This is a genomic window from Roseibium aggregatum (assembly GCF_014692675.1).
GTDB lineage: Bacteria > Pseudomonadota > Alphaproteobacteria > Rhizobiales > Stappiaceae > Roseibium > Roseibium aggregatum_C.
The window spans coordinates 111078-135456 of the sequence record NZ_JABFCZ010000012.1 but is presented as its reverse complement, the minus strand read 5'-3'; the positions used below and the strand labels follow the sequence as shown (position 1 = coordinate 135456).

Genomic DNA, 24379 nt, shown 5'->3' with positions numbered 1-24379 from the left:
CCAGCACATTCTGCTACCAATAAAATATCGGGTGCAATAGTTTGGGCCGCGAAAGCTTGATTAATAAGTTTCGATTCAATGGTATTCTTAACTAACCGATCTGCCTTGTGCCGCCTTCGCGGATTTTTCGTGGCGGAACGCCGTACCAGGTCTTTACCGCGCGGGAGAACGTACTCAATTCCGAAAAGCCGAGAAGAAAGGCTATTTCCTTGAACGGCAGGTCGGTGCTCTGCAGGTAGCGTTCTGCGGCAGTCTTTCGGATGTCTTCCGTCAGCTTGCGAAACGTGGTCCCTTGCTGTTCCAGGACCCGCTGGACGGAGCGTTGCGACATCCCGAGATTCTGAGCGACCTGTGCGAGGTTGCAGGTGCCGCTCTTCAGGGTTTCCGCGATCTCGTTCGCAATCCGTGAAAGTGGCGAGTTCCGGTTTTGGAACAGGCCCAATTCGCGGAACGCCGACTTCTGGATAATTGCATACAGATTGTCCTCGTTCTGCGGCAGGGGTTTTGACAGCAGATACGCGGGAACCGAAATACTGTTGCGAAGGCGGTTGAACCTGATTTTCCCGCCGTAACGCTCCAGAAACTCCGACGGATCTTTCGGTTCCGGCGTCGCCAGTTCGATGTCGAGCGGCGGATGATCGGTTTCAAGCACGATTTCGAAGCGTCTGGCCGCCCAGCCAATGCGCGCATACATGCTTTGATACCAGATACCGCGCCCTTCCATGATAGGCCATTCGAGGGTGCCGGTGAGCTGATCCTCATGATACTGCAGTTCGTAAGCATTGGTGCGCATGGGCATGAAGCGCTTCCAGGCCTTGCAGGCGTCCCTGAGCGTCGGCGCACAGATGAAAAGGTAATCGAAAACCGAAAACGCCCCGACGTCCATCTTGTTGAAAATGTCGAACATGATGGCGTCACTGCCAAGTTCCCGCGCCACGTGTTCGAACACGTCGAACAAGGTGGTTATCGCTACGGTGCCTTCCGGGTCGTCGATAACCGCGGGGTCGAATTCATAAAGCTTGGCAATGACCTGCCAATCCAGCCTGGAGGCCGGGGAATAGTACTTCAGGGCCTTAAATGCGTCGGAACGCATCCATTCGGATTTGGCGGGCACGGACATATCCCGTTTGCGGAAATGCACGCAGAAAGTGCATTTTTGTAAAATATCTCTAATGGCGTGTTTTGTCTAATTTACGGTTTATTTGGCCAAGTTTGCAGCCCGGATAACTACCAATACACGGCGTTGAAAATCGGAAGCGATACGGCCGCCGGGGATCAAGTTGGATCGTTTCAGTCTGCAAAGCTGTTGCAGGCATTTGGCGTGGTTTGCAAAAGAAGTTGCAAAATATGGAAAGTTACGTATTATCACTTACACGGAATCCTTGAGTGAATCGACCGGAAATTTTGACGTGAAATCAGCCGGTTAATTCAATCGCCGCGTGTGGAGATGCCGGGTCTGTACAGCATCTCCCAGAGGTTCGGAAAGCATCATTTAATACCGGCATGTGGCCCCATCACAAAAATAAGCCGGACAGTGATCTTCCTGAATGAACCGCGGAAGCCGATGGCCGGGCGGGAAAAGGCCGGTCAGGCACCTGATGGCCTGTCGCGGCCCTGTTGACGGATAACGCGTGGCGGATGACCAAGCCATCTCTTGACGGCTCTGGAAAGTGCGCTGGCTTCGGAAAACCCAAGCAGATAGGCGATTTCCTTCATCGGCAGATCCGTGTCGATGAGATAGTGTCCGGCCATTGAACTGCGGACATTTTCCAGGATGTTCCGAAAACACGTTCCCTCCCGCTCAAGCGGTTTGTGCAAGGCCTTTTGGGTCACCCCCATGGTGGAGGCCGCCCTGTTCATCGAGCAGTCGCCGGACTTCAGGCAAATTTTGACCATCGCGTCTAATTCAGCGAGCGGAGACACCCCCCGCAACCGGTCCTGCAATTCCAGCTCGGCGGCGTTTTCTATGATCCTCAAAAGGCCGCGGTCGGCCCGGGGCGGACGACTGTCCAGAAGCCGTGCAGGTATAAGGATGCGGTTGGCGGTCCGTCCGAAAGAGGTCCGGGTCGCGTGTTTTTCCAGAAAACTGCAGCTTTGCTTCGGCGCCGGGACCGCAAACTCGAGACGGATCTGTTCCGATACGGTTTCAAGGACCAGTTCGATACGCCCGGCAATCCAGGCCACGAAAGTATATGTTGCCTGATTTGCATCGCAGCCTCTGGACCTGGCGATACCGGCCAACACCGAAAGCGGTCTTGCCACAACCCATTCGGCAGCTTCTGTCTTGCCGGCGGAGATATCCGGGATGGCTGACGGTGCCGTTTGGTTGGAGGTTACGTTTTCGGGCAAGGAGCGGACTTTCGATCTCAATTCCGGCGAATATGTATAATCATGTATATTTATGACGTAGCGTAAGAGTTGATCGAGTCAAGAGTTGCTGGAGGGGGTGAGGTGGAAAATCAAAGAATGAAAAATTATACTGTATAAAATACTAAGTGATGCGCGATATATTGCGTGCAATATGTGCGTTCACCTGTTGAAAACTTTGAATGTCCCGTCGGGGCGAAAATTAGTGATGGCGGAGCAGGGAAACGCGTGCTGACGGTAACGCATGCACGCGCTGCCGGACGGATCTGGGCGGAACGCCGTACCAGCTTTTGACGGCGCGGGAAAAGGCGCTGATTTCGGAGAAGCCCAGAAGGTAGGCGATTTCCTTCATCGGCAGTTCCGTGTTGACCAGATACTTCTCAGCCAGGGAACGGCGGACTTCCGCCAGCAGGTTTCTGTAGGTGGTTCCGTGATCGCCAAGCGTTCTCTGAAGACTGCGGCGCGACATGCCGAGCTCTCGGGCAACAGCCTCGGCCGAGCAGTCTCCAGACGTGAGCAGGGTGTCCATCGCGTCCACGATCCTGCTGAGCGGCGATATCTCCGCGCTGTGTTCCTTGATGATGCTGTAGACGTGCTGCTCGATGATTTGCAGCAAAACCGGATCTGCGGTGGGAGGACGACGGTCCAGCAGCCCGGCCGGTACGATGACCCCGTGATCGGATTGATTGAACTTCACCCTGTGTCCGTATTTTTGCAGCACCCGGGACGACGAAACGGGTCTGGGAGAGGAGACGTGGATCGTCAAATTCCAATATGCATCGTCCAGGAGCATTTCGGCTCGTCTGATCGCCCAACCCAGGAAGGCCAGGGAAAATTGCCTGAAATCATGATACAGGCCCGGAATCGTCCATTCCAGCTTTGCGGTTTCAGCATCTTCCGAGTAGATCGTTTTGGCGCAATTGCTTCGCAGAAGCGTGACCTTTGCCCAATTGCTCAGCCCCTCCCTGACGGTCGACGCACAAAGTCCGACATAGTCATACCCCTGGGTGAAACCGACAGGCGTTTCATAGAAGTGATCAAGGATACAGGCATCGTCGCCGATGACTTCCGCCACGTGATTGAAAAGATCGAGTGCGGTCGCCATGCCCACCGTCGCGTCCGGGTCTTCAATCCTTGCCGCGTCGATGTCGTAGGATCTTAAAATGGCCTCCCAGTCCAGTCCTCGCGCCTTGGCCAGCACGCCCAGACGGGCGACCGGGCTTCCCTGGATCCATGCTTTGTCGGTCGGCTGAAACATGATCCTCCCGTTCGGAGCCGAGTTTCGAACGTTGCGTAAGTCTATTTATGCATACGGCTGCACAGAGGAGATGGATTATTTTCTCTGGAAGAAATTTTCCTGAGGAAATGTTTCCGGCCTGCGGACCATCCTCCGGAACGAACGTCGCCTCGCGGGAGGGGCAGGAAAACCCGGCCCTCCCGCGATTGAAGCGTCAGGCCGCCTCTGCGGATTTTTCGGATTCCTTCGGCGGGAATTTTCCGTAGAAGGTTTCGTTGGTCTTCGCCATTTCGCGCAGCAGCCGGTTCGGCTTGAAGCGCGGGCCCCATTTCTTGGTGAACTGCCGGCAAAGCTTGACGAAGGCCGCCGTTCCCATCGTGTCGATGTAGGACAGGGTGCCGCCGGAATAGGGCGCGAATCCGAAGCCGAGGATCGAGCCGACATCCGCTTCGCGAACATCCGTCAGGCACTTCTCCTCGAAGATCCGCGCCGTCTCCAGAGCCTGCATCACCAACAGGCGCTGCTTGAGTTCCTCGATGTTGAACTGCTCGGCCGGCTTCGGCGCGCCGACAACCTCCGGAATGCCGGGCCATAGCTGCTTGTCCCGGCCCTGGTAGTCATAGAAGCCCTTGCCGTTCTTGCGGCCGAAGCGTTCGCGCTTGACCACCATGTCTTCCAGGATGTTGTCCAGCGGGCCTTCGACATATTTGATGCCGAGATCCTTGCGGGTCGCCGAGACGATTTTCCAGGCAAGGTCCAGTGCGACCTCGTCGCCGAGCGACAGTGGACCGACCGGCATGCCGGCCATCCTGCCGGCGTTTTCGATCATGGCGGCCGGGACACCGTCTGCGAGCATCATCAGGCCTTCGCGGATATAGGTCATGACCACGCGGGAGGTGTAGAAGCCGCGGCTATCGTTGACGACGATCGGGGTCTTCTTGATCGCCTTGATATAGTCGAGCGCCATGGCGAGCGCCCGGTCGGAGGTCTTCTTGCCCATGATCACTTCCACCAGCATCATCTTGTCGACCGGCGAGAAGAAATGGATGCCGATGAAGCTCTTCGGGCGCTTGGAGGCCTGGGCGAGCGAGGTGATCGGCAGCGTCGAGGTGTTGGAGGCGAAGATCGCGCGGCTCTTCATCACCGCTTCCGCCTTTTCCGTCACAGCGCGCTTGATCTCGCGGTCCTCGAAGACCGCCTCGATCACAAGGTCGCAGCTGGCGAGTTCCTCATAGTCGGTCGTCGGCAGGATTTTCGACAGCAGCTTGTCCTTCTGCTCCTGTGTCGCCCGGCCGCGCTGAATTGCCTTGGTCAGCAAGGCGTCGGAATGGGCCTTGCCCTTGTCCGCGCTTTCCTGGTCCCGGTCGATCAGCACCACATCAATGCCCGCCTGGGCGGTGACGTAGGCAATGCCGGCCCCCATGAAACCGGCGCCGAGAATGCCGATCTTCTTTATCTTGTTCGGCCGCTCGGCTTGCGGACGGCGTGCGCCCTTGTTCAGTTCCTGCATGGAGACGAACAGGGAGCGGATCATGTTGGCCGCTTCCGGCGTCTGCAGCACCTTGGCGAAATAGCGGCTTTCCACCTGCAGGGCGAGATCCATCGGCAACTGAAGGCCTTCCACCACCGAATGCAGCAGGTAACGCGGTCCGGGGTAGTTGTCATAGGTCTCGCGCCGGTAGATGGCGTTGGCCGCCGGCCAGAACTGGAAACCCTGCGGCGAGTAGATCTTGCCGTTGGGCAGCTTGAAGCCCTTCTTGTCCCAGGGCTTGACCGGGTCGACGCCCGCCTTGAGCAGCTTTTTCGCCGCCTCGACCAGTTTGCGGGCGGGAGCCGCGCCGTCGACGAGCTTCATGGCGAGCGCCTGCTTGGTCCTCAGCGTCTTGCCCTGCAGCAGGAACTGCATGCCCTGCTGGCCGTCGGTCATGCGCATGACGCGCTGGGTGCCGCCGGCACCGGGGAAGAGGCCGACCTTGACCTCCGGCAGCCCCATCTTGAAGCCGTCGTCGTCGGCGACGATGCGGGCATGGCAGGCAAGCGCCAGTTCCGTGCCGCCGCCCATGCAGGTGCCGGCGACCGCGGCGACGAACGGCTTGCCGCAGGTTTCCAGCTTCCGGTAGATCACCGACAGGCGGCGGGAACCTTCGAACAGGGTCTTCGCCGCGGCTTCCGGATCGGCCCGGCGCTTGAGATGGAAATCCTGCAGCAGGCTTTCCAGCATGGTCAGGTCGGCGCCGCCGGTAAAGGACGACTTGCCGGAAGTGATGACGGCGCCCTTGATCGCCTCGGTGCCGGTGACCTCGTCGACCAGCGCATCGAGTTCGTCCATGACCGTCATGTCGATCACGTTCATCGAGCGGCCGGGCATGTCCCAGGTGATCAGCGCAATGCCGTCATTGTCGGTCTGCAGGGTGAAATTCTTGTAGGTCATGGGCATCTCCCCGATCAATGGAAGGTTGTTCTTGGCGGATCCGTATCGATGTGAACGCATGCGAAAGCAAAGGCTGCAGCGGAACGTTCGGGATCGCAGTGGTAAGGCTTTGTAAAAGCAAATCCGGTAATTTTGACGGGTATGTCGACCTCATGTCGCGCCAAAGGAGTTTTATTGCTTTGACCTGCGCAGCCTGCCGTGAAGGCGCGGTACTGGATTTTGATTTCACGATGGCGTTCCAGCCGATCGTGGATGTCAATATCGGGCGAATTTGGGGATATGAGGCTCTTGTCCGCGGCTCCGGCGGCGAGTCTGCATATCATGTGCTGAACCAGGTCACGCCGGAAACCCGCTACCGGTTCGACCAGGACTGCCGGGTCAAGGCGATTGAGCTTGCTGCCGGTCTTTTTCCCGATGACGAAACCCGGCTGTCGATCAATTTCATGCCCAACGCTGTCTATGAACCGTCGGCCTGTATTCGCACGACGCTTCTCACGGCGGCGCGGACCGGCTTCCGCCTCGACCGGATCATGTTCGAATTCACCGAGACGGAACAGGTACAGGATACCGGCCACCTGCAGGCGATCATCAACGAATACCGCCGTCGCGGCTTCGTCACGGCGATCGACGACTTCGGCGCCGGTTTCTCCGGGCTCAATCTGCTTGCGGATTTCACGCCCGATCTCGTCAAGATCGACATGGATCTCGTTCGTGGCATTGACGCCAGCCAATCGCGCCGCGCGATTGTCAACGGTATCGTTTCGATCTGCCGCGAGCTTGATATCACGCTGCTGGCGGAAGGCATCGAGACCGAAGCCGAGATGGAAACTCTCTCGGAGATCGGCATTGACCTGATGCAGGGATACTATTTCTCCAGGCCCGCGGTCGCGTGCCTGCCTGCCGTTCATGGTCTTGAGCGGCTGAGCGCATGAGACATGCCGGATCATCGCAGCAGTTTTGGCGCCGGTCTCTGGATTGTAGGTCTCGTCGGTCATCTCAACCACCCGGTACTCAGTAGGGCGTTCCATCTTTGTGCATCAGCCGCTTCGACTGGTTGATCCGCTCGAAATGCAGGTCCGCGTCCGTGTAGTGGACGCTTTCGGCGGAAGCGCGTGTGCCGACCTCCAGATAGACCAGGTCCCGATCTGATTTGTTGAGAAGACGGTGTCCGAGGCCCGCTCCGGCCTTGAAGCCGGCAGCCTCGCCCGCCTTCAGGATCTCGACGCTGTCGCCTTCCTCCAGGACCGCTTCGCCCTCCAGGATGAAAACGAACTCGTCTTCGTTTTCATGCCAGTGCTTCAGTGCCGAACCGGCGCCGGGCTTGAGCCGGGTCAGGTTGACCCCGAACTGGGTCAGGTTCGCGGCATCGCCGAGCGCCTGTTTCTCCCGACCTTCGGTCGCTTTCGCATAGGGCTCGGGATAGATGGTCATCGAGCGGACCGGAATGGATCCGATATCGATCTTGGGCATGCCGTCTCCTCAAACACGCTCGATGATCGTTGCCGTTCCCATGCCTGCACCGATGCACAGCGTGACGAGCGCGGTGTTCAGGTCGCGCCGTTCCAGTTCGTCGAGCACGGTGCCGAGGATCATGGCGCCGGTGGCACCCAGCGGATGACCCATGGCAATCGCGCCGCCGTTGACGTTGACGGTCTCCGGATCGAGGTCGAAGGCCTGCTGGTAGCGCAGCACGACGGAGGCGAAGGCCTCGTTGATTTCGAACAGGTCGATGTCCTTCAAGGTCATCTTGGTGTTGTGCAGCAGCTTCTCCGTCACATCGACCGGTCCGGTCAGCATGATCGCCGGTTCCGATCCGATATTGGTGAAGGCCCGGATCCGGGCGCGCGGTTTCAGGTCTGCAGATTTGCCCGCCCTCTTGGAACCGATCAGAACGGCTGCAGCCCCGTCGACGATGCCGGAAGAGTTGCCGGCATGGTGGACATGGGTGATCTTTTCCACTTCCGGATGGGCCTGGATGCCGACCGCGTCGAAGCCGCCCATGCTGCCCATCAGCTCGAAGGAGGGATTGAGCGAGGCGAGCGACTGCATGTCGGTTTCGGGTCGCATGTGCTCGTCACGGTCGAGAATGGTGATCCCGTTGATGTCCTTCACCGGAACGACGGACTTCGCGAACCGCCCTTCCTTCCAGGATTTGGCGGCCCGCTTCTGGCTTTCCACCGCATAGGCGTCGCAGTCGTCGCGGGAAAAACCGTATTTGCTGGCGATCAGGTCGGCGGAGACGCCCTGGGGCACGAAATAGCCGGGGAGCGCCACCTGCGGTTCGATCGGCCAAGCGCCGCCGGACGCCCCAATCCCGACCCGGCTCATGCTTTCCACGCCGCCGGCGATCACAAGCTGATGCTGGCCGGCCATGACCTGTGCGGAGGCCGTGTTGACCGCATCGAGGCCGGACGCGCAGAACCGGTTGATCTGCATGCCCGGCACCGTCGTGTCGTACCCGGCGGCAAAGACGGCCGCGCGGGCGATGTCGCCGCCCGCTTCGCCGACCGGGTCGACGCAGCCGAGGATGACGTCGTCCAGTTTGCGGGTGTCCAGGCCGTTGCGGTCACGCACGGCCTCGAGCGCGGTCGCCGCGAGGCGCACACTCGGGACTTCGTGCAGGGCGCCGTCCTTTTTTCCGCGCCCGCGCGGCGTGCGAACGTGATCGTAGATATAGGCTTCCGGCATGGTTTCCTCCTAAAAGCTTTGGTTGCAGCCTACGCCGGCAGCGGATGGCCGGGCATCAGGTCGTAGGGCGCTTTCCAGCCGGGCAGGGCACTGATGTTCCCCAGCCAGCGGTTGATGTTCTTGAACGGTGTAAAGTCGATGCCGATTTCCTCAGGCCAGTACAGGTAGGCGCAAAGAGACAGGTCGGCGATGGTCGGCTTGCCGCCGACGACGAAGTCGCGGCCTTCCAGATGGTGTTCCAGGACCTTGTAGGCGCCGATGGCCCGGCCTTCGAGCCACTTCACCACCTCGGTTTCGCCGGTCTTGGCGAAGACACGCAGGTATCGCAGTGTCGCGGTGTAGCTGGTCAGCTTGTGGTTGTCGAACAGGATCCAGCGCAGCACCTCGCGCCGCTCCGTGTCGTCCGCCCAGCCGAAGGTACCGAGCTTTTCGACCAGATAATCGAGGATCACCCCGGACTGGGTCAGTTTCAATCCCTCGTGCTCCAGCACCGGGATTTCGCCCATTTCGTTATAGCTTTCCCGGAAATTCGGCGCGCGCGAACCGCCGTTGAAAAAATCGTTCCACTTCGGCTCCCAGTCGGCCCCGGACAGTTCCAGCATGAGGGCGGGCTTGTAGGCGTTGCCGGATTGGGCGAAGCAGTGCAGTACGTATTCGGCCATGAAAAACTCTCAGGGTTTGGCTGTCGCTTGTGCCTCAAAGGCTGCGGGCGATCAGCACCTTCATGATTTCATTCGTCCCGGCGTAGATGCGTTGCACGCGGGCATCCGCGTAAAGCCGGGCGATCGGGTACTCGTTCATGTAACCGTATCCGCCATGAAGCTGGAGGCACTCGTCCATCACTTTGCATTGAAGATCGGTTGTCCAGTACTTGGCCATGGAGGCGGTGACGCTGTCGAGCTTGCCTTCGATGTGGCGCTGAATGCAATCGTTGACGAACACCCGGCCGATCGTGGCCTCGGTCTTGACTTCCGCCAGCTTGAACTGGGTGTTCTGGAAGTCCAGGATGGACTTGCCGAACGCCTTGCGCTCCTTGACGTAGTCGAGCGTGACCTTGAGCGCCCGTTCGATCGCCGCCATGGCCTGACAGGCGACCAGCAGCCGTTCCTGCGGCAATTGCTCCATCAGCTGATAGAACCCCCGGCCTTCCTCCGCCCCGATCAGGGCGTCGGCGGGAACGCGCACGTCCTCGAAAAAGAGCTCCGACGTGTCGTTGCCCTTCAGCCCCAGCTTGTCCAGATTGCGGCCGCGCTTGAACCCTTCGACGTGTTCGGTTTCGACGACGAACAGGGATATGCCCTTGGCGCCCTGGGCGGGATCGGTCTTGGCGACGACGATGATCAGGTTGGCGAGCTGGCCGTTGGTGATAAAGGTCTTGCTGCCGTTGATGACGTAGTGATTGCCGTCCTTGCGCGCGGTGGTTTTTACGCCCTGAAGGTCAGAACCGGCCCCCGGCTCGGTCATGGCGATGGCGCCGACGAGATCGCCGGAGACGAGACCGGGGAGCCAGCGCTTCTTCTGGTCCTCCGATCCGTAGTGCAGGATATAGGGGGCGACGATTGCCGAATGCAGCGCGATGCCGAAATGGTCGAAGCCGTCGACGCCCAGACGGTGGATGATCGCCGCCTCATGGGCAAAGGTGCCGCCGGCGCCGCCGTAGGCTTCCGGGATGGCCGGGCACAGGAAACCGCCGTCACCGGTCTTCTTCCAGGCCTCCCGGCTGACGCTTCCGGCCGTGACGAAGTCCTCGTAGTCCGGCGCGATCTCCTGTTCCAGAAAACGTGCGAACGCTTCGTCCAGAAGATTGATTTCCTCATCCTGATAGGACGGTGCCGGAACCTCCAGAACACCCATGGCTGCTTCTCCCGAATTCTCTGTTCTTTATTTCACGGGCATCCTGTTCCTCCTGCCCGCGACGCAGACTAGAAGGCCTCCGCGGGCAGCGCCATCATCGTGTCGGCGCCGGTCGAAATCCGGGCCAGATGCGCCCCGGTCTCCGGCATCAGCCGCTCCATGAAGAACGTGCCGAAGGTCAGCTTGGCCTTGAGCCAGTCTTCTTTGTCTCCGGCGCCTGCAGCGAGCTTGTCCTGCACGGTTTTTGCGATCTTGGTCCACATGTAGCCAAGCGCGACCAGGCCGAAGAGATGCATGTAGTCGGTCGACCCGGCGCCGGCATTGTCGGGTTTGGTCATGGCGTTGTTCATGAACCACATGGTGGCTTTCTGCAGATCTTCCAGGCCGTTCTTCAGCGGGCCGGTAAAGGCGGCGAGTTCCGCATTCTCGGCGTTTTCCTGCAGGAAGGATCCGACCTCGTTGAAGAAACCCATGACCGCGCGGCCGTCTTGTGCGGGCAGCTTGCGGCCGACCAGGTCGAGTGCCTGGATGCCGTTCGCGCCCTCGTAGATCATGGCGATACGGGCGTCGCGGACGAACTGCTCCATGCCCCATTCGGCAATATAACCGTGACCGCCGAACATCTGCTGGGCGTTGACCGTATTGGCAAAGCCTGTGTCGGTCAGAACGCCCTTCAGCACCGGCGTCATCAGGCCCATCATGTCGTCGGCGGCCTGCCGCGCCTTTTCGTCTTCCGACCGATGGGAGATGTCGCCGTTGAGCGCGGTCCACAAGACCAGTGCGCGGGCGGCCTCGTTGAAGGCCCGGATGCCCATCAGCACGCGGCGTACGTCCGGATGGACGATGATCGGGTCGGCGGCCTTGCCCGGTTCCTTGGGTCCCGACAGCGACCGGCCCTGCAGGCGGTCCTTGGTATAGGTCACCGCGTTCTGGTAGGCGACTTCCGACTGGGCCAGGCCCTGGATCGCCACGCCGAGGCGCGCTTCGTTCATCATGGTGAACATGGCACGCAGGCCCTTGTCTTCCTCGCCGACGAGCCAGCCTTTCGCCTCGTCGTAGTTCATGACGCAGGTGGCATTGCCGTGAATGCCCATCTTGTGTTCCAGCGCGCCGCAGGAAACGCCGTTGGCGTCGCCCGGCGTTCCGTCCTCGCCGATGAGCTTCTTCGGCACCACGAACAGGGAAATGCCCTTGGTGCCTTCCGGCGCTCCTTCGATGCGCGCCAGCACCAGGTGGATGATGTTTTCCGACAGGTCGTGGTCGCCGGCGGAGATGAAGATCTTCGTGCCGGTTATCCGGTAGCTGCCGTCCGCCTGGGGAACCGCCTTGGTCCGGATCAGGCCGAGATCCGTGCCGCAATGCGGTTCGGTCAGGTTCATCGTCCCGGTCCAGGTTCCGGCGATCATGTTGGGAAGGTATTTCGCCTTCTGCTCGTCCGTCCCGTGCAGGGTGAGGGCGGCGATCGCGCCGGCCGTCAGGCCCGGATACATGGCAAAGGCCATATTCGCGGAAGACAGATACTCGTTCATGATCGCGGCAAGCGTGTGCGGCAGGCCCTGTCCGCCGAACTCGGCAGACGCGGAAAGACTGCCCCAGCCGGCCTCGCAAAAGGCCGAATAGGCGTCCTTGAAACCGTTCGGCGCGGTCACGGTGCCGTCGTCGGCCCGTTTGCAGCCTTCCAGGTCGCCCGTACGGTTCAGCGGCTGGACGATTTCCTCGCAGAATTTCGCGCCTTCGCGCAGGATCGCCTCCACGAGATCCGGCGTGGCATCTTCGAAGCCGGGAAGATTGCTGTAACGCTCGAACCCGAGGACGTCATTGAGCAGGAAGAGCGTATCTTCGACGGGGGCATTGTAGCTCGGCATGAAATCCTCCCTGAACGTTTCCGCATGATTGCTACATTACGTTTGCGTAAACGTAAACCTCGCGAGACAGATACGCGTTTGTCATCTGGGAAACAAGTGATGTCCTAACGTCAACCTGTGCTCTTTTTTTGAATAATAGCGCGGGATTGAAATCAGCAATGGAAAAACCGGAGATTTCTTCCCGGTTTCAGCTTGTTGAAAGGATCGGAAGGCGCGCTGTCCTTAGTTAGGGCAGGGCGACGTAGCCGACCCTGTAGAGTCGTGTCTCCTCCGATCCGCGTTCCGGCGGTGACTGCCAGAGGCAAAATCGCAAGGTATTCCAGCTTGTTGGATCGAAGGCAGTGAGACAGGCGACGGCCTGACTGTCCGTCAGCGCGGTCTGCGTCTCCTCGACGGTCCGGGCGCGCAGGGCCTGCAGGTCGCTGTATGCAGGGATCGGCCGGATCTCCCGGCTGGCAAAACGCGCCCGGGAGAGATCGTCGCCCAGCTCCGCATGCCAGCCGATCCAGGTCTCCACGCTCGGCCGGCCGAAGTCCCGCGACAGCACGTCGAACCCGGGGCCCGTGAGGAATTGGTCGGCGCCCGCCGGCGCATCCCAGAGATAGAACGGTGCATAGAGATTGTCGCAGGTCCCGATATCGCAGTCATTGCGGTCGGCGAAGAGATAGGCCTTGAAACGCAGGTGGGGAAACCCGTCAAGCAGATGTCCCTTGTCGCGAATGCGCCGGGCAATGATCTCCATGTCATAGTCTGCCGGCAGCACGAAGTGGTATTGCATCGCCATCATTGTGCTGCCTCCGAAAGGTCGACGGGTTCCTGCCAGTCCACGGCGCTGCCGTCCTTGACGCCCTGGATGCTGATGTAGCTGAAAGGCGCCGTTGGTGCGGCGCCGTGCCAGTGGCGTTCGCCCGGAGCGATCCAGACGCAGTCGCCGGCGCGGATTTCGCAGATGTCGCCGCCGTCCCGCTGCACCTGGCCGACACCGTCGACCACGATCAGGACCTGTCCGCGCGGATGTCTGTGCCAGTGGGTAACAACGCCCGGACCGGCAAAACCGCGCATGACGGTGTTCTCCCCGTCCGTTTTGCTGCCGAGAAGCATCTCGTACCAGAACGGTTTGTTCGACATGCCCGCGGGAACTTCGCTGACGCCGGCGCCTGGACGAAAAATCTTCATTTCGGGCGGACAGGCGTCGCTCATTCCAAATTCAACGCTCATGGGTTCCTCTCCGGATAAACGGGGACATTGATTGACACGGGCACCCTAGAGCAGCAGTATTATCCGGAAAATAAGGAAATATTTGATTATTAGTCCTGAAAAAATGGATGATTGAATGCGCTTCACCAATCTCGACATGGATGCCCTGCGCAGCTTTGTGACCGGCATGGAACTTGGCTCCTTCGCACGTGCCGCTGACCGTCTCGGCCGGTCGACATCGGCAATCAGTGCGCAACTGAAAAAGCTGGAAGAGCAGGCGGGCGTGTCCCTCGTGCGCAAGTCGGGGAGGGGGCTGGCACCAACGACGAGCGGCGAGTTGCTTCTGTCTTACGGCCGCCGGATCCTGGATCTGAACGACGAGGCGGTCGGTGCGGTAAAGGATGCGGATCTGGAAGGGTGGGTGCGCCTGGGGTTGCAGGAGGATTTCGGCGACGCGCTTCTGCCCCAGGTGTTGGGCCGGTTTGCCCGTTCCCATCCCCGGGTCAGTATCGAGGGGCGCATCGCCCGCAACAGCGAACTGATCGAAAAGGTCAGGTCTGGCGATCTTGACCTTGCCATTGCCTGGGCGGGTGAGGAGACATTGCCTTTCGCCCGGCGCATTGCCGAGGTCCCGTTGTGCTGGCTGGGAGCGGCTGATCTGGATGCTGACTGGCGCCCGGACGGTGGCGGTCCGGTGGCGCTGGCCGCATTGGAGGCGCCGTGCCTTTTCAGGTCGGTCGCCTGCGATCGGCTGGACCGGCAGGGCCGGTCATGGCGCCTGGCGTTCGTGAGCCCGGGCCTTGCCGGCCTGGGCGCTGCGGTCGCAGCGGGGCTCGGGATCTCCGTGCGCACAGCCATCGGCCTGCCGAACGGGGTGCGGGTCCTGGATCCGGCCGCCCATGATCTTCCCGAACTGCCGTCGCTCGGGCTGACGCTTCATCGTGCCGGCAAGACCTTGAGCCCGACGGCTGAGCACCTGGCTTCGATGTTATGCGAGACCCTGGCAGACATTCTTCCGGACAGCTGCCAGGTTTCGGTGTGAAAACGGGTAAGCTGCGGGGCCTTATTCCTCGCCTTCGGCTTCTTTCTGCTTCAGCATGCCGGAGACGATTTCGACCGTGCGCGACAGTTCCTCGATCGCCTGTTCGATGTCTTTGCGCTGGACTTCCAGGATGGCGATCTGCTCGTTGAAACGCGAGAGCGCGACGCGCAGCTGCGTCACCTGGCCGTCGCGCAGGTCATAGAGATCGAGCATGTCGCGGATTTCGGTCAGCGAAAAGCCCACCCGCTTGCCCATCAGGACCAGCTTCAGCCGCGCCCGGTCGCGCCGGTTGTAGATCCGGTTCATGCCGTCGCGCTTTGGGTTCAACAGGCCCTTGTCTTCGTAAAAGCGCAGGGTGCGCAAGGTGCAGCCGAATTCCTTGGCGAGGTCGCCGATCGTGAATTGGGTTTTCTTGGTGCTTTCGTCTCGCGCCGCGACGACATCGACCAGTTCATTGTCGCTCAGGATGGAGAGGGCTTCGCTCATCGGGTATTCGCCTGTGTTCACATTGTTGCTTATTGCGGCCGGGCCGGCCGTAATGATCTCGAGGTATCTGAGATTGATCGTGTCGGAAGCCGCTCACGCATCGCGATACCGCAGGATGGCAGCCGCTTCCGTTGGGGTTATGTGTAGCTTACGTTTACGTCACCGTCCAGTGGGCAAGGCGATAACCGTTTAATTACGTTAACGCTGGAAATGACGTCAGGTCAGGCTTTCTGCACATTTTGCGGAGGCTTGCACCCGCAGTTTTTGCATTTGGCTATTCCGATTAACGCCCTGTTTACCCTGAAGGGACAAAGATTCACCAACTGCTGCAATGCCACTTGTACCTTGTTTCGGCGCAACGCAGCGCGTCTTTTTCAGCGGTCAGAAGACCGTCAGTTCAGGGTCAAGACATGCCGGGTTGGAAAAACCGCGATGCAGGACGCCGCGGGCATGAACGTTTCGAAATGCAGGATCGGCGCGGACGTCCGCTGCGCGATGATTTCGAAGGTTCGGGCCCCAGACGATCCCGCCGTGCGGAACTCGACCGCATCGAGCGGCTGACCAGAACCGCAACCGCGCTCGGGCCGGGTCACATGGATTATTCGAACGGGGAAGACGAACTGGAAGCGGTCGCCGACGAACTCGACCGGCTGCTGGACACGCGCGAGCGTGGCGGACGCCATAGGCCGGCCGGCCGGGATGTCCGGCGCGAACGGCCGGAGCCCCGCCGCAGCCGTCGGGCGGAAGCGCCCCGCCGGGATGATCGGTTGGCCGACCGCCCGAATGACCGTCTGGACGACGTGCTCGGCGCTCTCGAGCGCCTCGACCGGCAGGTTCAGGACCTGACCGGCGGTTCCGACTATGATGACGACTATGAAGACGGTTACGAACGCGACCCGGAAGAGCGTTACGAAGATCCCAGGCCGGCATCCTATGCCTATGAGCCGGATGATTTCGATGACATCGAACAGGACGATTATGACGAGCGCCCGCGCCGGCAGCCGCGTCGCCGCTCCAGACGACGGTCTCCGGATCCGGCGATCCATATCTACAGGGACCTCGGCCGTCGGATCGAGGCCCTGCGCCAGCCGCAGGAGGAGGCCTACGGCCGGGTGCGCGAGGAACTGGGATCCCTGCGCGATGCGCTCGGCGGCTATTCCCGCGGCACTCATGAAAAGGTGGGACGGCAGAACGCGGAACTGCGCCGCCTGGCCGACATGGTCGAGCGTCTTCGCGTCGACCGTCACGACGATCTGCTGGCCAAGGATATCCGCAAGGAGATTTCCGATCTGAAGGCCATGATGGCCAGGACAAACGTGGAAGGCTCCCTGCAGACGCTGGAGCACGGCTATGCCCATATCCTGCAGCGCCTCGACGAGCTGTCCCGGGGGGCGGTCGATCCGCGCTCCCTGCGCAATCTGGCCTCCCGGTTGAACGAGATCGAGGAGGCTTTCGCCGCCTTGCCGCGCAGCGAGCATATTCTCGTGCTCCAGGATCGGATCGGCGACATTTCCGAACGCATGGAAGTGCTGCTTCAGCGCAAGAACCATGCGGATATCGAACCGCTGCGCAACGAGTTGCTGGAGGTTCGCCAGTTCATCGAGCAGATCGACATCAAGGGTCTGGTCGAAGGCATCGACGACCGCATGCGCTTTGTCTCCAATCGTCTGGATGACCTGGAGCAACTGGCGCGCGAGCAGAAGGGACTGGATAGCCGCCTGAGCGCCATGGAAGAGCGCATGCCGGCGCCGGAAACCCTGAGCCGCCTGCAAGGCCGGCTTGAGGAAATCGTCGGCATGATCTCCGACGACCGCGCTCACAGTGATGCGGGTGCCGACATCGACCGGGTCGACAACCGGCTCGATGAAATCGTCGGCCGGCTGGAGCGGATGGAACAGGCCGGACCGGCAGCGGCGAATGACGGCGCCTATTCCGCGATCGCCGAACGGCTCGACACCATCACCGGCAAGATCGAGGCGATCGAGAAAAAGGCCGCCAAGCCGGCCCCGGCGCTCGACGCGGACGCATCGCGCGGCAGCAGTATTGACACGAGCCTCCTGTCGCAATTGCAGGCACGGCTGAACGTCCTGTCCGAGCAGCTTGAACAGCCCAGGGACTCTGTTACGACCGCGGATCTGGACAAATTGCGCGCGGAAATCGGCGCGATGCGCGAAAGCGTCGCCGCGCCCGCTTCCACCGAAGCTCTGGAGCAGAGGATCAACGATCTGGCGCAAGCGATCCAGCAGGGCAGCACGGGCCTGGACGAGAGCCGGCTGGAACAGCTCGGTGCGAAGGTCGCAGCCCTTGCCGAACAACTGGAAACCTCATCGGACCGCACCGGCGACATGTCGGATGTGGCGACAACTCTCGCGCGCATCGAAAGCGGTCTCCAGGAAACCCGGCGCGATGTCGTCGATATCGCGCAAAAGGCGGCGCGCGAAGCCGTCAGCGGCGCACCTGCCGCCCGTTCAGCGGACTATGACGAGGCAATCGAAGGTCTCCAGGGCGATCTGAAACGGCTGCTGGATGCCGCTGAAGGGTCCGATGAACGCACGCGCAATACCTTCGACGGGGTTCAGGCCGTTCTCAGCTCCCTGACGGAACGCCTGGAAAGCCTGGAACGGTCAGGCAGCGCGAGCGGCCGGCCTGCAGGGTCCTTCCTGGCTCCGAAACGCGGGCGTGCCGGCGCTGAAAATACCGGCGCGCGTGAGACCGTCGATGCCTCAAAGGAGCGTCCGTCGGAACGGGTCCGTGACCGCAAGGCGAATTTCATCGCCGCAGCCCGCCGGGCGGCCCAGGCCGCCTCGGAAGAAGCCGCGCAGCTGAAGGCCGAAAGCCCGATGGCGGCGCAGTCCACGGAACGGGACGAGGCCCGCAGCGAGGCGCGTGTCGGCTGGCTCAAGGGCGCACTGAAGCGCGGCAGGAAGAAACAGGATCGGGAAGAAGAGGCTTCTGTCGCGGAAGAAAAAGCAGCATCTGCCGAACCCGCTCAGCCGTCCGCCGATCCGGGCCACGTGCTGCCGGGTGACCGACCGGCTCCGGAAGAACCGCAACCGTCCGGCGGAGGACGCCGCCGCGCGCTCCTGTTCGCGGCGGCCGCCGTCGTCCTGGCCATCGGCACCCTTCAGGTGTTCAAGATGGCCATGGCGCCGGAAGCAGGCGATACCAAGGTTGCCGCGACGACCCAGACACCTGCGCCGCAGGTGACGGCCGCCAAGGTGCCGGATGCCAAAACCCCGGACGTCAAGGCAGCAGGTGCCAAGCCGGTCAAGGTCGCCGGGATGCCGGACAAGGCTGTCAAGGCGCCGCCAGGCGCTGCCGATCACGCAGCGGCTCCCGGGAAGGTCAGCGCGCCGAAGCCCGGTGCTGAAAACAAGGACCTGACGGCGACCGGCGATGCAGACCGCAAGCCAGCGCCCGTCCGGGCCGCAACAGCCTCTGCCGAAACCCCCGGTCCTGCGGCCAAGCCGCACTCACAAGCCGCTGCCGCGGCTCCCGAAAACGTCATGGCCCCTGCCGAAAGCGGCGAGGACCTGGCCTTTGCGCCGCCAGCAGGCGTCAGCAGCAGCTTCGGCGGCGAAAAGGTCCAGCCGGAAACGAAATTCGAACCGGGCAAACCCGGGACCAAGGCCGATACCCATCCGGCAAGCCTGGTGGCCAGCCTGCCTCCGGAAGCGGTCGGGCCCATGGCCCTGCGCAGCGCCGCGGCAAGCGGCAATGCGGCTGCCGAGTTCCTGGTCGGTGTGAAATACACCGAGGGCGACGGGGTGCCCGCGGATCTGGCTGAAGCCGCGAAATGGTATCAGAAGGCCGCCGATCAGGGGCTGGCTCCGGCGCAGTACCGTCTGGCCAGCCTCTACGAGAAAGGCCGCGGGGTCGAAAAGGATCTGACGAAGGCCAAGGACTGGTACCTCAAGGCGGCCGAGGCCGGCAACGCCAAGGCCATGCATAATCTTGCCGTGCTTTACGCGGAAGGCGCCGACGGCGCACCGGACTTCGCCAAGGCGGCCAAGTGGTTCGAGAGCGCCGCCATCTACGGCATCAAGGACAGCCTGTTCAATCTGGGCATTCTCTATGCCCGGGGTCTGGGGGTGGAGAAGGATCTGACCCAGAGCTACAAGTGGTTCGCGATCGCCGCCGAACAGGGCGATCAGGATGCCGCCAAGAAACGCGACGGCGTCGCCAATTCGCTCGACCAGGCCGGACTGGCGAAGGCCCGGCTGGCGGTGGAGAATTTCAAGCTGAAGGCGCCTGACCCGTCGGCCAACAAGGTGGCAACGGATCCGGAATGGGCGGATGCGGGGATCGGGGCGACCAACGCTTCGGTCGGTGGCTCGGACCGGGTCGATTACACGGCGATGGTGCGCAAGGCGCAGACCCAGCTCAACCAGCTCGGCTTCGATACCGGAACGCCGGACGGCCAGATGGGACCGAGAACCCGCAGCGCGGTGAAGGCGTTCCAGCGCAGTCTCGGGCTCAAGGAAACCGGGGTGATTGACGCGGATTTGATCAAGGAGCTGGACAGCCAGTCCATTTAACCGCGTCAATTCGGTATTGAACAAGTTTCGCCGGTTGACAGATCTTCAAGGGAAGGTCTTAAACCGGGTGTGAAATCACCAGCAGCGCAGGCCGTGCGCTGCGATGAACTCCGGCAGCCCATCGTGCAACTTTATCTGCCCATCGCCGAGATACCGGTCAATATCTTCGTCATATTCGGCATGGGCGGTGCCGTGGGGTTTCTGTCGGGTCTGTTCGGGATCGGCGGCGGGTTCCTGCTGACGCCGCTTTTGATCTTTTCCGGAATTCCGCCCGCGGTGTCGGTCGCAACGGTCACGACCCAGGTCGTCGCCTCTTCCGCATCGGCAGTGATCAGCTACTGGCGGCGCAGGGCCATCGATTTCAAGCTGGCCATCATGCTCCTGGTCGGCGGTGTCAGCGGGTCGACCGTCGGCGTCATGCTGTTCGATCTGCTGCAGTCCCTCGGCCAGCTCGATCTCGTGATCTCGCTGTCCTACGTGACCTTTCTGGGCACCATCGGCGGCCTGATGCTGTTTGAATCGATCCGCGCCATCCGCCGGCGCAAGACCGGGGCGAAGGTCACCGCGCGCCGTCCGGGCCAGCACAACTGGATCCACGGCCTGCCGTTCAAGATGCGGTTTCGCCAGTCCAAGCTCTATGTCAGCGTTATCCCGATCCTGGCGCTCGGCGGCATCATCGGCTTCCTCGGCACGGTGCTGGGCATCGGCGGCGGCTTCATGATGGTCCCGGCGCTGATCTATCTCCTGCGCGTCCCGACCTCCGTGGTGATCGGCACGTCCCTGTTCCAGATCCTGTTCACCATGTCGTCGGCAACGGTCCTCCATGCCGTCAGCACCCAGACCGTGGATATCGTGCTTGCCCTGACGCTGATGATCGGCGGGGTGATCGGCGCGCAGTTCGGCGCGCGCATGGGCCAGAACCTGCGCGGCGACCAGCTCCGCCTTCTGCTTGCGCTGCTGGTACTTGCCGTTGGCATGCGCTTCGCCGTCGATCTGCTGCTGACGCCGGAAGACCTCTATTCCATCGCGATCGTGACGGGGGCCGGGTCATGATCCGTTATCTCGCCCTCGCGATCGCGGCTTTCCTCGCCGGCCTCGCCTCCGCGAAGGCGGTTCACGCGGAGGAACTGGTTACCGCGATCTCTTCGGACCTCGTCTCGATCCGGTCCAACTTTACCGGAACGGATATCGTCATTTTCGGCCAGGTGTCGCGCGATGTTAACAGCATCAGCCGGAGCGGGGACTATGATCTGGTGATCGTCGTCGAGGGGCCGCCCCAGGAAATCACGACGCGGCGCAAGGGCCGTTTCCTGGGGGTCTGGGTCAACCGTTATTACGAGACCTTCGAGAACGTGCCTGCGTTCTACGCGCTGGCCAGCACGGCGAAGGTGAGCGATCTCGGCTCGCGGGAACTGCTGGACGAATATCGGATCGGGCTCAATCACCTGAACCTGGCCATTGCCCGCCGTTCCTCCGTGCCCCTGTCGGAGCGGGACGATTTCCGCCAGGCATTCTTGCGCCTGCGCCAACAGCAGGGGCTGTTTTCCGAACGCCCCGGGGCCATCGAATTCCTGACCAGCACCATGTTCCGGACCAATGTTCCCCTGCCGGCCAATATTCCCGTCGGCACCTACAAAGTCAAAAGCTTCCTGCTGCACCAGGGAAGCCTGCTTTCCAAGACGGAAGCGAAGATGCATGTCGCCAAGACCGGCTTCGAGCAGGTGACCTACAACCTGGCCCAGAAGATGCCGGTCGCCTACGGTCTCCTGGCCGTGTTCTTCGCGATCTTCACCGGCTGGCTCGCCAGCGTCATCTTCAAGAGGGACTGACAGTCCCGTAAGCGCCTTTCAGCCAGAGATCGGTCAAGAGATCGGCGACCGCTTCCGGATCGTCCGCGAAATGCGCCAGGGCCGGCGCCTTGCGTAAGTAGATCTGGGTCAGGAACTCGTCGACCATGCCGCCGAGCGCATAGGCGATCGGAAGCGTCTCTTCCGACGTGGATGCCACGCCTGCCTCGGACCTGTGCCGCGCGATTGCCGCTGCCATCCGCTCGTACCAGGCACGGTTCAGCTCCTGATAGGACCGGGCAAAGGCGGAACTTTCGCTGCCCATGTCGAACAGGCATTTCATCAGCGCGGCATTGTCGGCAAAAAGCCGCGCATAGATCAGGCTTGTTCCCCGAACCCGTTCCCGGGACCCGGGTGCCCCGTCGCGCTCAAGGGAAAGCGTGGCGCGCAGAAACTGGGCGAAGTCCTCGATCAGGGCATCGGTTGCGGCGCGAATGTCATCGAAATAACGGTAGAAGGTGCCATGGGCGAGATCTGCCGCCGCCGTCACCGCAGCGACTTTCAGGTCGCGACGGTCGATGCCCGCCGTCAGGTGCTCCGCAAGACTGGCAAGCAGCCGGTTCCGTGTCCGCTCCGTCTTGCGCTCCGCCTCCCGCGCCCGGTTCATCAGAACGACTGAAAAGCGAAGGTCTGTCCCGGCCGGTAGCGGATGTTCGGCAGTCCTGGCCTGCATGTCGTTATTGCCTCCTTGCTTACACGGATATTGACACAAAACCTGTTATATGGAAATGAAAATGATATCAGTATCATTTTTGGAGACGGTGATGCTCTACCACCGCGCCGATTTCGCAGATCTGTCGGAGCTGGCCGCCCATCGCCAGCGCCTATGGGAGACGCAAAGGGCCTATGTGCTTGCCCGGTCCGATCTCCATCGCCGGGCCTGGGGATCCCATCGTCCACCGGAAAGGCTGGAGGCCCTGCCGGACCTGCCCCTGGTCGACAAGGAAATGCTGCGCACGAGCCAGCGCGATCATCCCCCCTTCGGCGATTATCTGGCCGCGAAACCGGGAGAGATCTCCCGCGTGCACCGGACGTCCGGAACGACGGGAACGGCGATGAACCTGGTGCTGTCGGCGCAGGATGCCCACGAGACGGCCGTCGTCGGCGGCAGGGCGCAGGCGGCAAGCGGCCTCGGTCCCGGACATCGTGTCGTCCATTGCCTGAACTACCGCATGTGGATGGGCGGGTTGACCGACCACATGACGCTTGAGGCAACGGGGGCCGCGGTCGTGCCCTTCGGCGTCGGCGATACGCGGCTTCTGATCCGCACCATTCAGGAACTGGGCATCACCGCGATCTCCTGCACCCCGTCCTATCCGGCGGTGCTGGAGCGGGTGATCGAAGAGGAATTCCCCGGCCTGAAGCCGCGTGACCTCGGCCTGAGGCTCGGGCTGTTCGGCGGCGAGGCCGGGCTCGACAACGCCGATTTCCGCCGCCGCATGGAGGAGACCTGGGGTTTCAAGGTGCGCAACGCCAATTACGGCGTTACCGATGTCTTCTGCAATTTCGCCGGCCAGACGGACGAGAGCAACGATCTTCATTTCGTGGCGCTGGATGTTCTTCATCCCGAGCTGATCGATCCGGAAACCGCGAGAGTCCTGCCCTGGCAGGAGGGCGAGCGGGGCGAACTGGTCCTGACCCACATGCGCCGTCACTGCCAGCCTCTGGTCCGCTTCCGCACCGGCGACATCATCGAACTGACCGGAACGGGCAGGGCGCCCTGCGGTCGCACCGCGCCGCGCTTCCGGGTGGTCGGCCGGGCCGACGACATGGTCGTCATCCGCGGCATCAACGCCTTCCCGACCCAGGTGGCGGCGACCATCAACCAGTTCGAAAATCTCTCCGGTGAATACCGCATCGTGCTTCCAGGACCCGGCCCCTACGACGTTCTGCCGGTGGAAGCCGAGCTTGCTACAGGAACCGCGACGGACGAAGGCCTCGCGTCAGCGGTGGAAAGCCGCCTCAAGCGCGACATCGGCATCACCGCCAGGGTCACCATCGTGCCCTTCAACACCCTGCCGCGCACCGAGGGCAAGACCAGAAGAATAATCAGAGAGGATAAATCATGACCGGAACCGTTCTGACCGAAGACCTGGGCGACGGCGTCCGCAAGATTTCCCTCAACCGGCCCGAGCGCCTCAACGCCATCGTGCCGGAGCTGCTGGACGATCTGGTGGAGGCGCTGACCGAGGCGAACCGGGACGAGACCGTCGGCGCCATCGTATTGACCGGCGAGGGCCGCGCCTTCTGCTCCGGCGACGACCTGAAGGATTTCGAGGACCAGGTCTCCGACGAGGCAGGGACCACGGCTTACGTGGAGCGCATCCAGGACGTCACCCGCGCCATGGTGCTCGGCACCACGCCGGTGGTCGGCGCGATCCGCGGCTGGGCTGTCGGCGGCGGCCTGGAATGGGTGATCAACTGCGACTTCGCCCTCGCCGCCGAGGGCACCCGCTTCTTCTTCCCGGAAATCTCCTGGGGCCTGTTCGTCACCGGCGGCGTCACCGAGCTCCTGCCCCGCCTCGTCGGCCTCCAGCGCGCCCGCGACATGATCCTGTTCGGCGACCGCTTCGACGCCGCCCAGGCCCACGAGTGGGGCATGATCCGCGAGGTCGTCCCCGATAAGGACCTCCTGGAAAAATCCACCGCCCTCGCCAAACGCCTCGCCGCCCTCCCCAAAGGCCCCCTCCAGGACCTCCGCCGCATCCTCACCAGACCCGGCGGCGCCAGCCTGGAAATGGCCATGGCGCTGGAGACGGAGGCGACGGTCAGGGGGTTTCTGGACCCGGAAACGGCGAAGCGGATCAAGGGGTTCGGGTGAGGGCTG

The 24379-nt window shown here is 61.8% G+C and carries 20 protein-coding genes; 7 read left to right on the top strand and 13 right to left on the bottom strand.

Features of this window, described 5'->3' with window-relative positions; all coding sequences use genetic code 11:
* Positions 1-91: 91 nt before the first annotated feature.
* From HK439_RS12400 to HK439_RS12385, 4 genes are all read right to left on the bottom strand, one after another.
* The gene (locus tag HK439_RS12400) at positions 92-1114 is read right to left on the bottom strand and encodes an AraC family transcriptional regulator (RefSeq protein ID WP_190291822.1); all 1023 of its coding nucleotides are present in this window, start codon (positions 1112-1114) and stop codon (positions 92-94) included.
* Positions 1115-1587: 473 nt separating this feature from the next.
* Positions 1588-2349, bottom strand: a complete 762-nt coding sequence (locus HK439_RS12395) for a helix-turn-helix domain-containing protein (protein WP_190291821.1) — start codon at positions 2347-2349, stop codon at positions 1588-1590.
* A 220-nt stretch (positions 2350-2569) separates the two neighbouring features.
* On the bottom strand, positions 2570-3625 hold the full coding sequence (locus HK439_RS12390) for an AraC family transcriptional regulator (RefSeq protein ID WP_190291820.1): 1056 nt from the start codon (positions 3623-3625) through the stop codon (positions 2570-2572).
* Positions 3626-3818: 193 nt separating this feature from the next.
* Positions 3819-6035, bottom strand: coding sequence for a 3-hydroxyacyl-CoA dehydrogenase NAD-binding domain-containing protein (locus tag HK439_RS12385; protein WP_190291819.1), 2217 nt, complete (start codon positions 6033-6035; stop codon positions 3819-3821).
* Between the two features lie 230 nt (positions 6036-6265).
* On the opposite strand from HK439_RS12385, the gene HK439_RS12380 reads away from it, so the two are divergent.
* Positions 6266-6967 (top strand): EAL domain-containing protein, encoded by a 702-nt coding sequence (locus HK439_RS12380; RefSeq protein WP_419247586.1) that lies wholly within the window; start codon positions 6266-6268, stop codon positions 6965-6967.
* 79 nt (positions 6968-7046) lie between these two features.
* Here the strand turns inward: HK439_RS12380 and HK439_RS12375 are convergent, their stop codons facing one another.
* From HK439_RS12375 to HK439_RS12345, 7 genes are all read right to left on the bottom strand, one after another.
* Complete coding sequence (locus HK439_RS12375; RefSeq protein ID WP_190291817.1) at positions 7047-7505, bottom strand: cupin domain-containing protein; 459 nt, start codon at positions 7503-7505, stop codon at positions 7047-7049.
* Between the two features lie 9 nt (positions 7506-7514).
* Entirely contained in the window at positions 7515-8723 is a 1209-nt protein-coding gene (locus HK439_RS12370; RefSeq protein ID WP_190291816.1) for an acetyl-CoA C-acetyltransferase, read from the bottom strand.
* A 29-nt stretch (positions 8724-8752) separates the two neighbouring features.
* Complete coding sequence (locus tag HK439_RS12365) at positions 8753-9385, bottom strand: glutathione S-transferase family protein (protein WP_190291815.1); 633 nt, start codon at positions 9383-9385, stop codon at positions 8753-8755.
* Positions 9386-9419: 34 nt separating this feature from the next.
* A complete protein-coding gene (locus HK439_RS12360) occupies positions 9420-10577 on the bottom strand; it encodes an acyl-CoA dehydrogenase family protein (protein WP_190291814.1) in 1158 nt (385 codons plus the stop codon).
* Between the two features lie 68 nt (positions 10578-10645).
* A complete protein-coding gene (locus HK439_RS12355; RefSeq protein ID WP_190291813.1) occupies positions 10646-12442 on the bottom strand; it encodes an acyl-CoA dehydrogenase C-terminal domain-containing protein in 1797 nt (598 codons plus the stop codon).
* A 226-nt stretch (positions 12443-12668) separates the two neighbouring features.
* A complete protein-coding gene (locus HK439_RS12350) occupies positions 12669-13229 on the bottom strand; it encodes a DUF4865 family protein (RefSeq protein ID WP_190291812.1) in 561 nt (186 codons plus the stop codon).
* Positions 13226-13642, bottom strand: a complete 417-nt coding sequence (locus HK439_RS12345) for a cupin domain-containing protein (protein WP_190291863.1) — start codon at positions 13640-13642, stop codon at positions 13226-13228. The genes HK439_RS12350 and HK439_RS12345 overlap by 4 nt, the downstream gene beginning before the upstream one ends.
* A gap of 133 nt (positions 13643-13775) precedes the next feature.
* Between HK439_RS12345 and HK439_RS12340 the strand changes: the two genes are divergently transcribed.
* Positions 13776-14681 carry a LysR substrate-binding domain-containing protein gene (locus tag HK439_RS12340; protein ID WP_190291811.1) on the top strand — a complete coding sequence of 302 codons (906 nt, stop codon included), beginning with the start codon at positions 13776-13778 and terminating at the stop codon, positions 14679-14681.
* 21 nt (positions 14682-14702) lie between these two features.
* On the opposite strand, the gene HK439_RS12335 is transcribed toward HK439_RS12340, so the two are convergent.
* Positions 14703-15167 (bottom strand): MerR family transcriptional regulator, encoded by a 465-nt coding sequence (locus HK439_RS12335; RefSeq protein ID WP_190291810.1) that lies wholly within the window; start codon positions 15165-15167, stop codon positions 14703-14705.
* Positions 15168-15631: 464 nt separating this feature from the next.
* Between HK439_RS12335 and HK439_RS12330 the strand changes: the two genes are divergently transcribed.
* From HK439_RS12330 to HK439_RS12320, 3 genes are all read left to right on the top strand, one after another.
* A complete protein-coding gene (locus HK439_RS12330; protein ID WP_209011764.1) occupies positions 15632-19705 on the top strand; it encodes a peptidoglycan-binding protein in 4074 nt (1357 codons plus the stop codon).
* A 123-nt stretch (positions 19706-19828) separates the two neighbouring features.
* Positions 19829-20758, top strand: a complete 930-nt coding sequence (locus tag HK439_RS12325; RefSeq protein WP_190291808.1) for a sulfite exporter TauE/SafE family protein — start codon at positions 19829-19831, stop codon at positions 20756-20758.
* Positions 20755-21534: a TIGR02186 family protein gene (locus HK439_RS12320; RefSeq protein WP_190291807.1), complete on the top strand. Its 780-nt coding sequence runs from the start codon at positions 20755-20757 to the stop codon at positions 21532-21534. Before HK439_RS12325 ends, HK439_RS12320 begins: the two co-directional genes overlap by 4 nt.
* Here HK439_RS12320 and HK439_RS12315 read toward each other — a convergent pair.
* A complete protein-coding gene (locus HK439_RS12315) occupies positions 21521-22225 on the bottom strand; it encodes a hypothetical protein (protein ID WP_190291806.1) in 705 nt (234 codons plus the stop codon). The two genes, HK439_RS12320 and HK439_RS12315, sit on opposite strands and share 14 nt — an antisense overlap.
* A 91-nt stretch (positions 22226-22316) precedes the next feature.
* Between HK439_RS12315 and HK439_RS12310 the strand changes: the two genes are divergently transcribed.
* The gene (locus tag HK439_RS12310; RefSeq protein WP_190291805.1) at positions 22317-23621 is read left to right on the top strand and encodes a phenylacetate--CoA ligase family protein; all 1305 of its coding nucleotides are present in this window, start codon (positions 22317-22319) and stop codon (positions 23619-23621) included.
* A complete protein-coding gene (locus HK439_RS12305; RefSeq protein WP_190291804.1) occupies positions 23618-24373 on the top strand; it encodes an enoyl-CoA hydratase/isomerase family protein in 756 nt (251 codons plus the stop codon). Before HK439_RS12310 ends, HK439_RS12305 begins: the two co-directional genes overlap by 4 nt.
* The last annotated feature ends 6 nt before the right edge of the window (positions 24374-24379 follow it).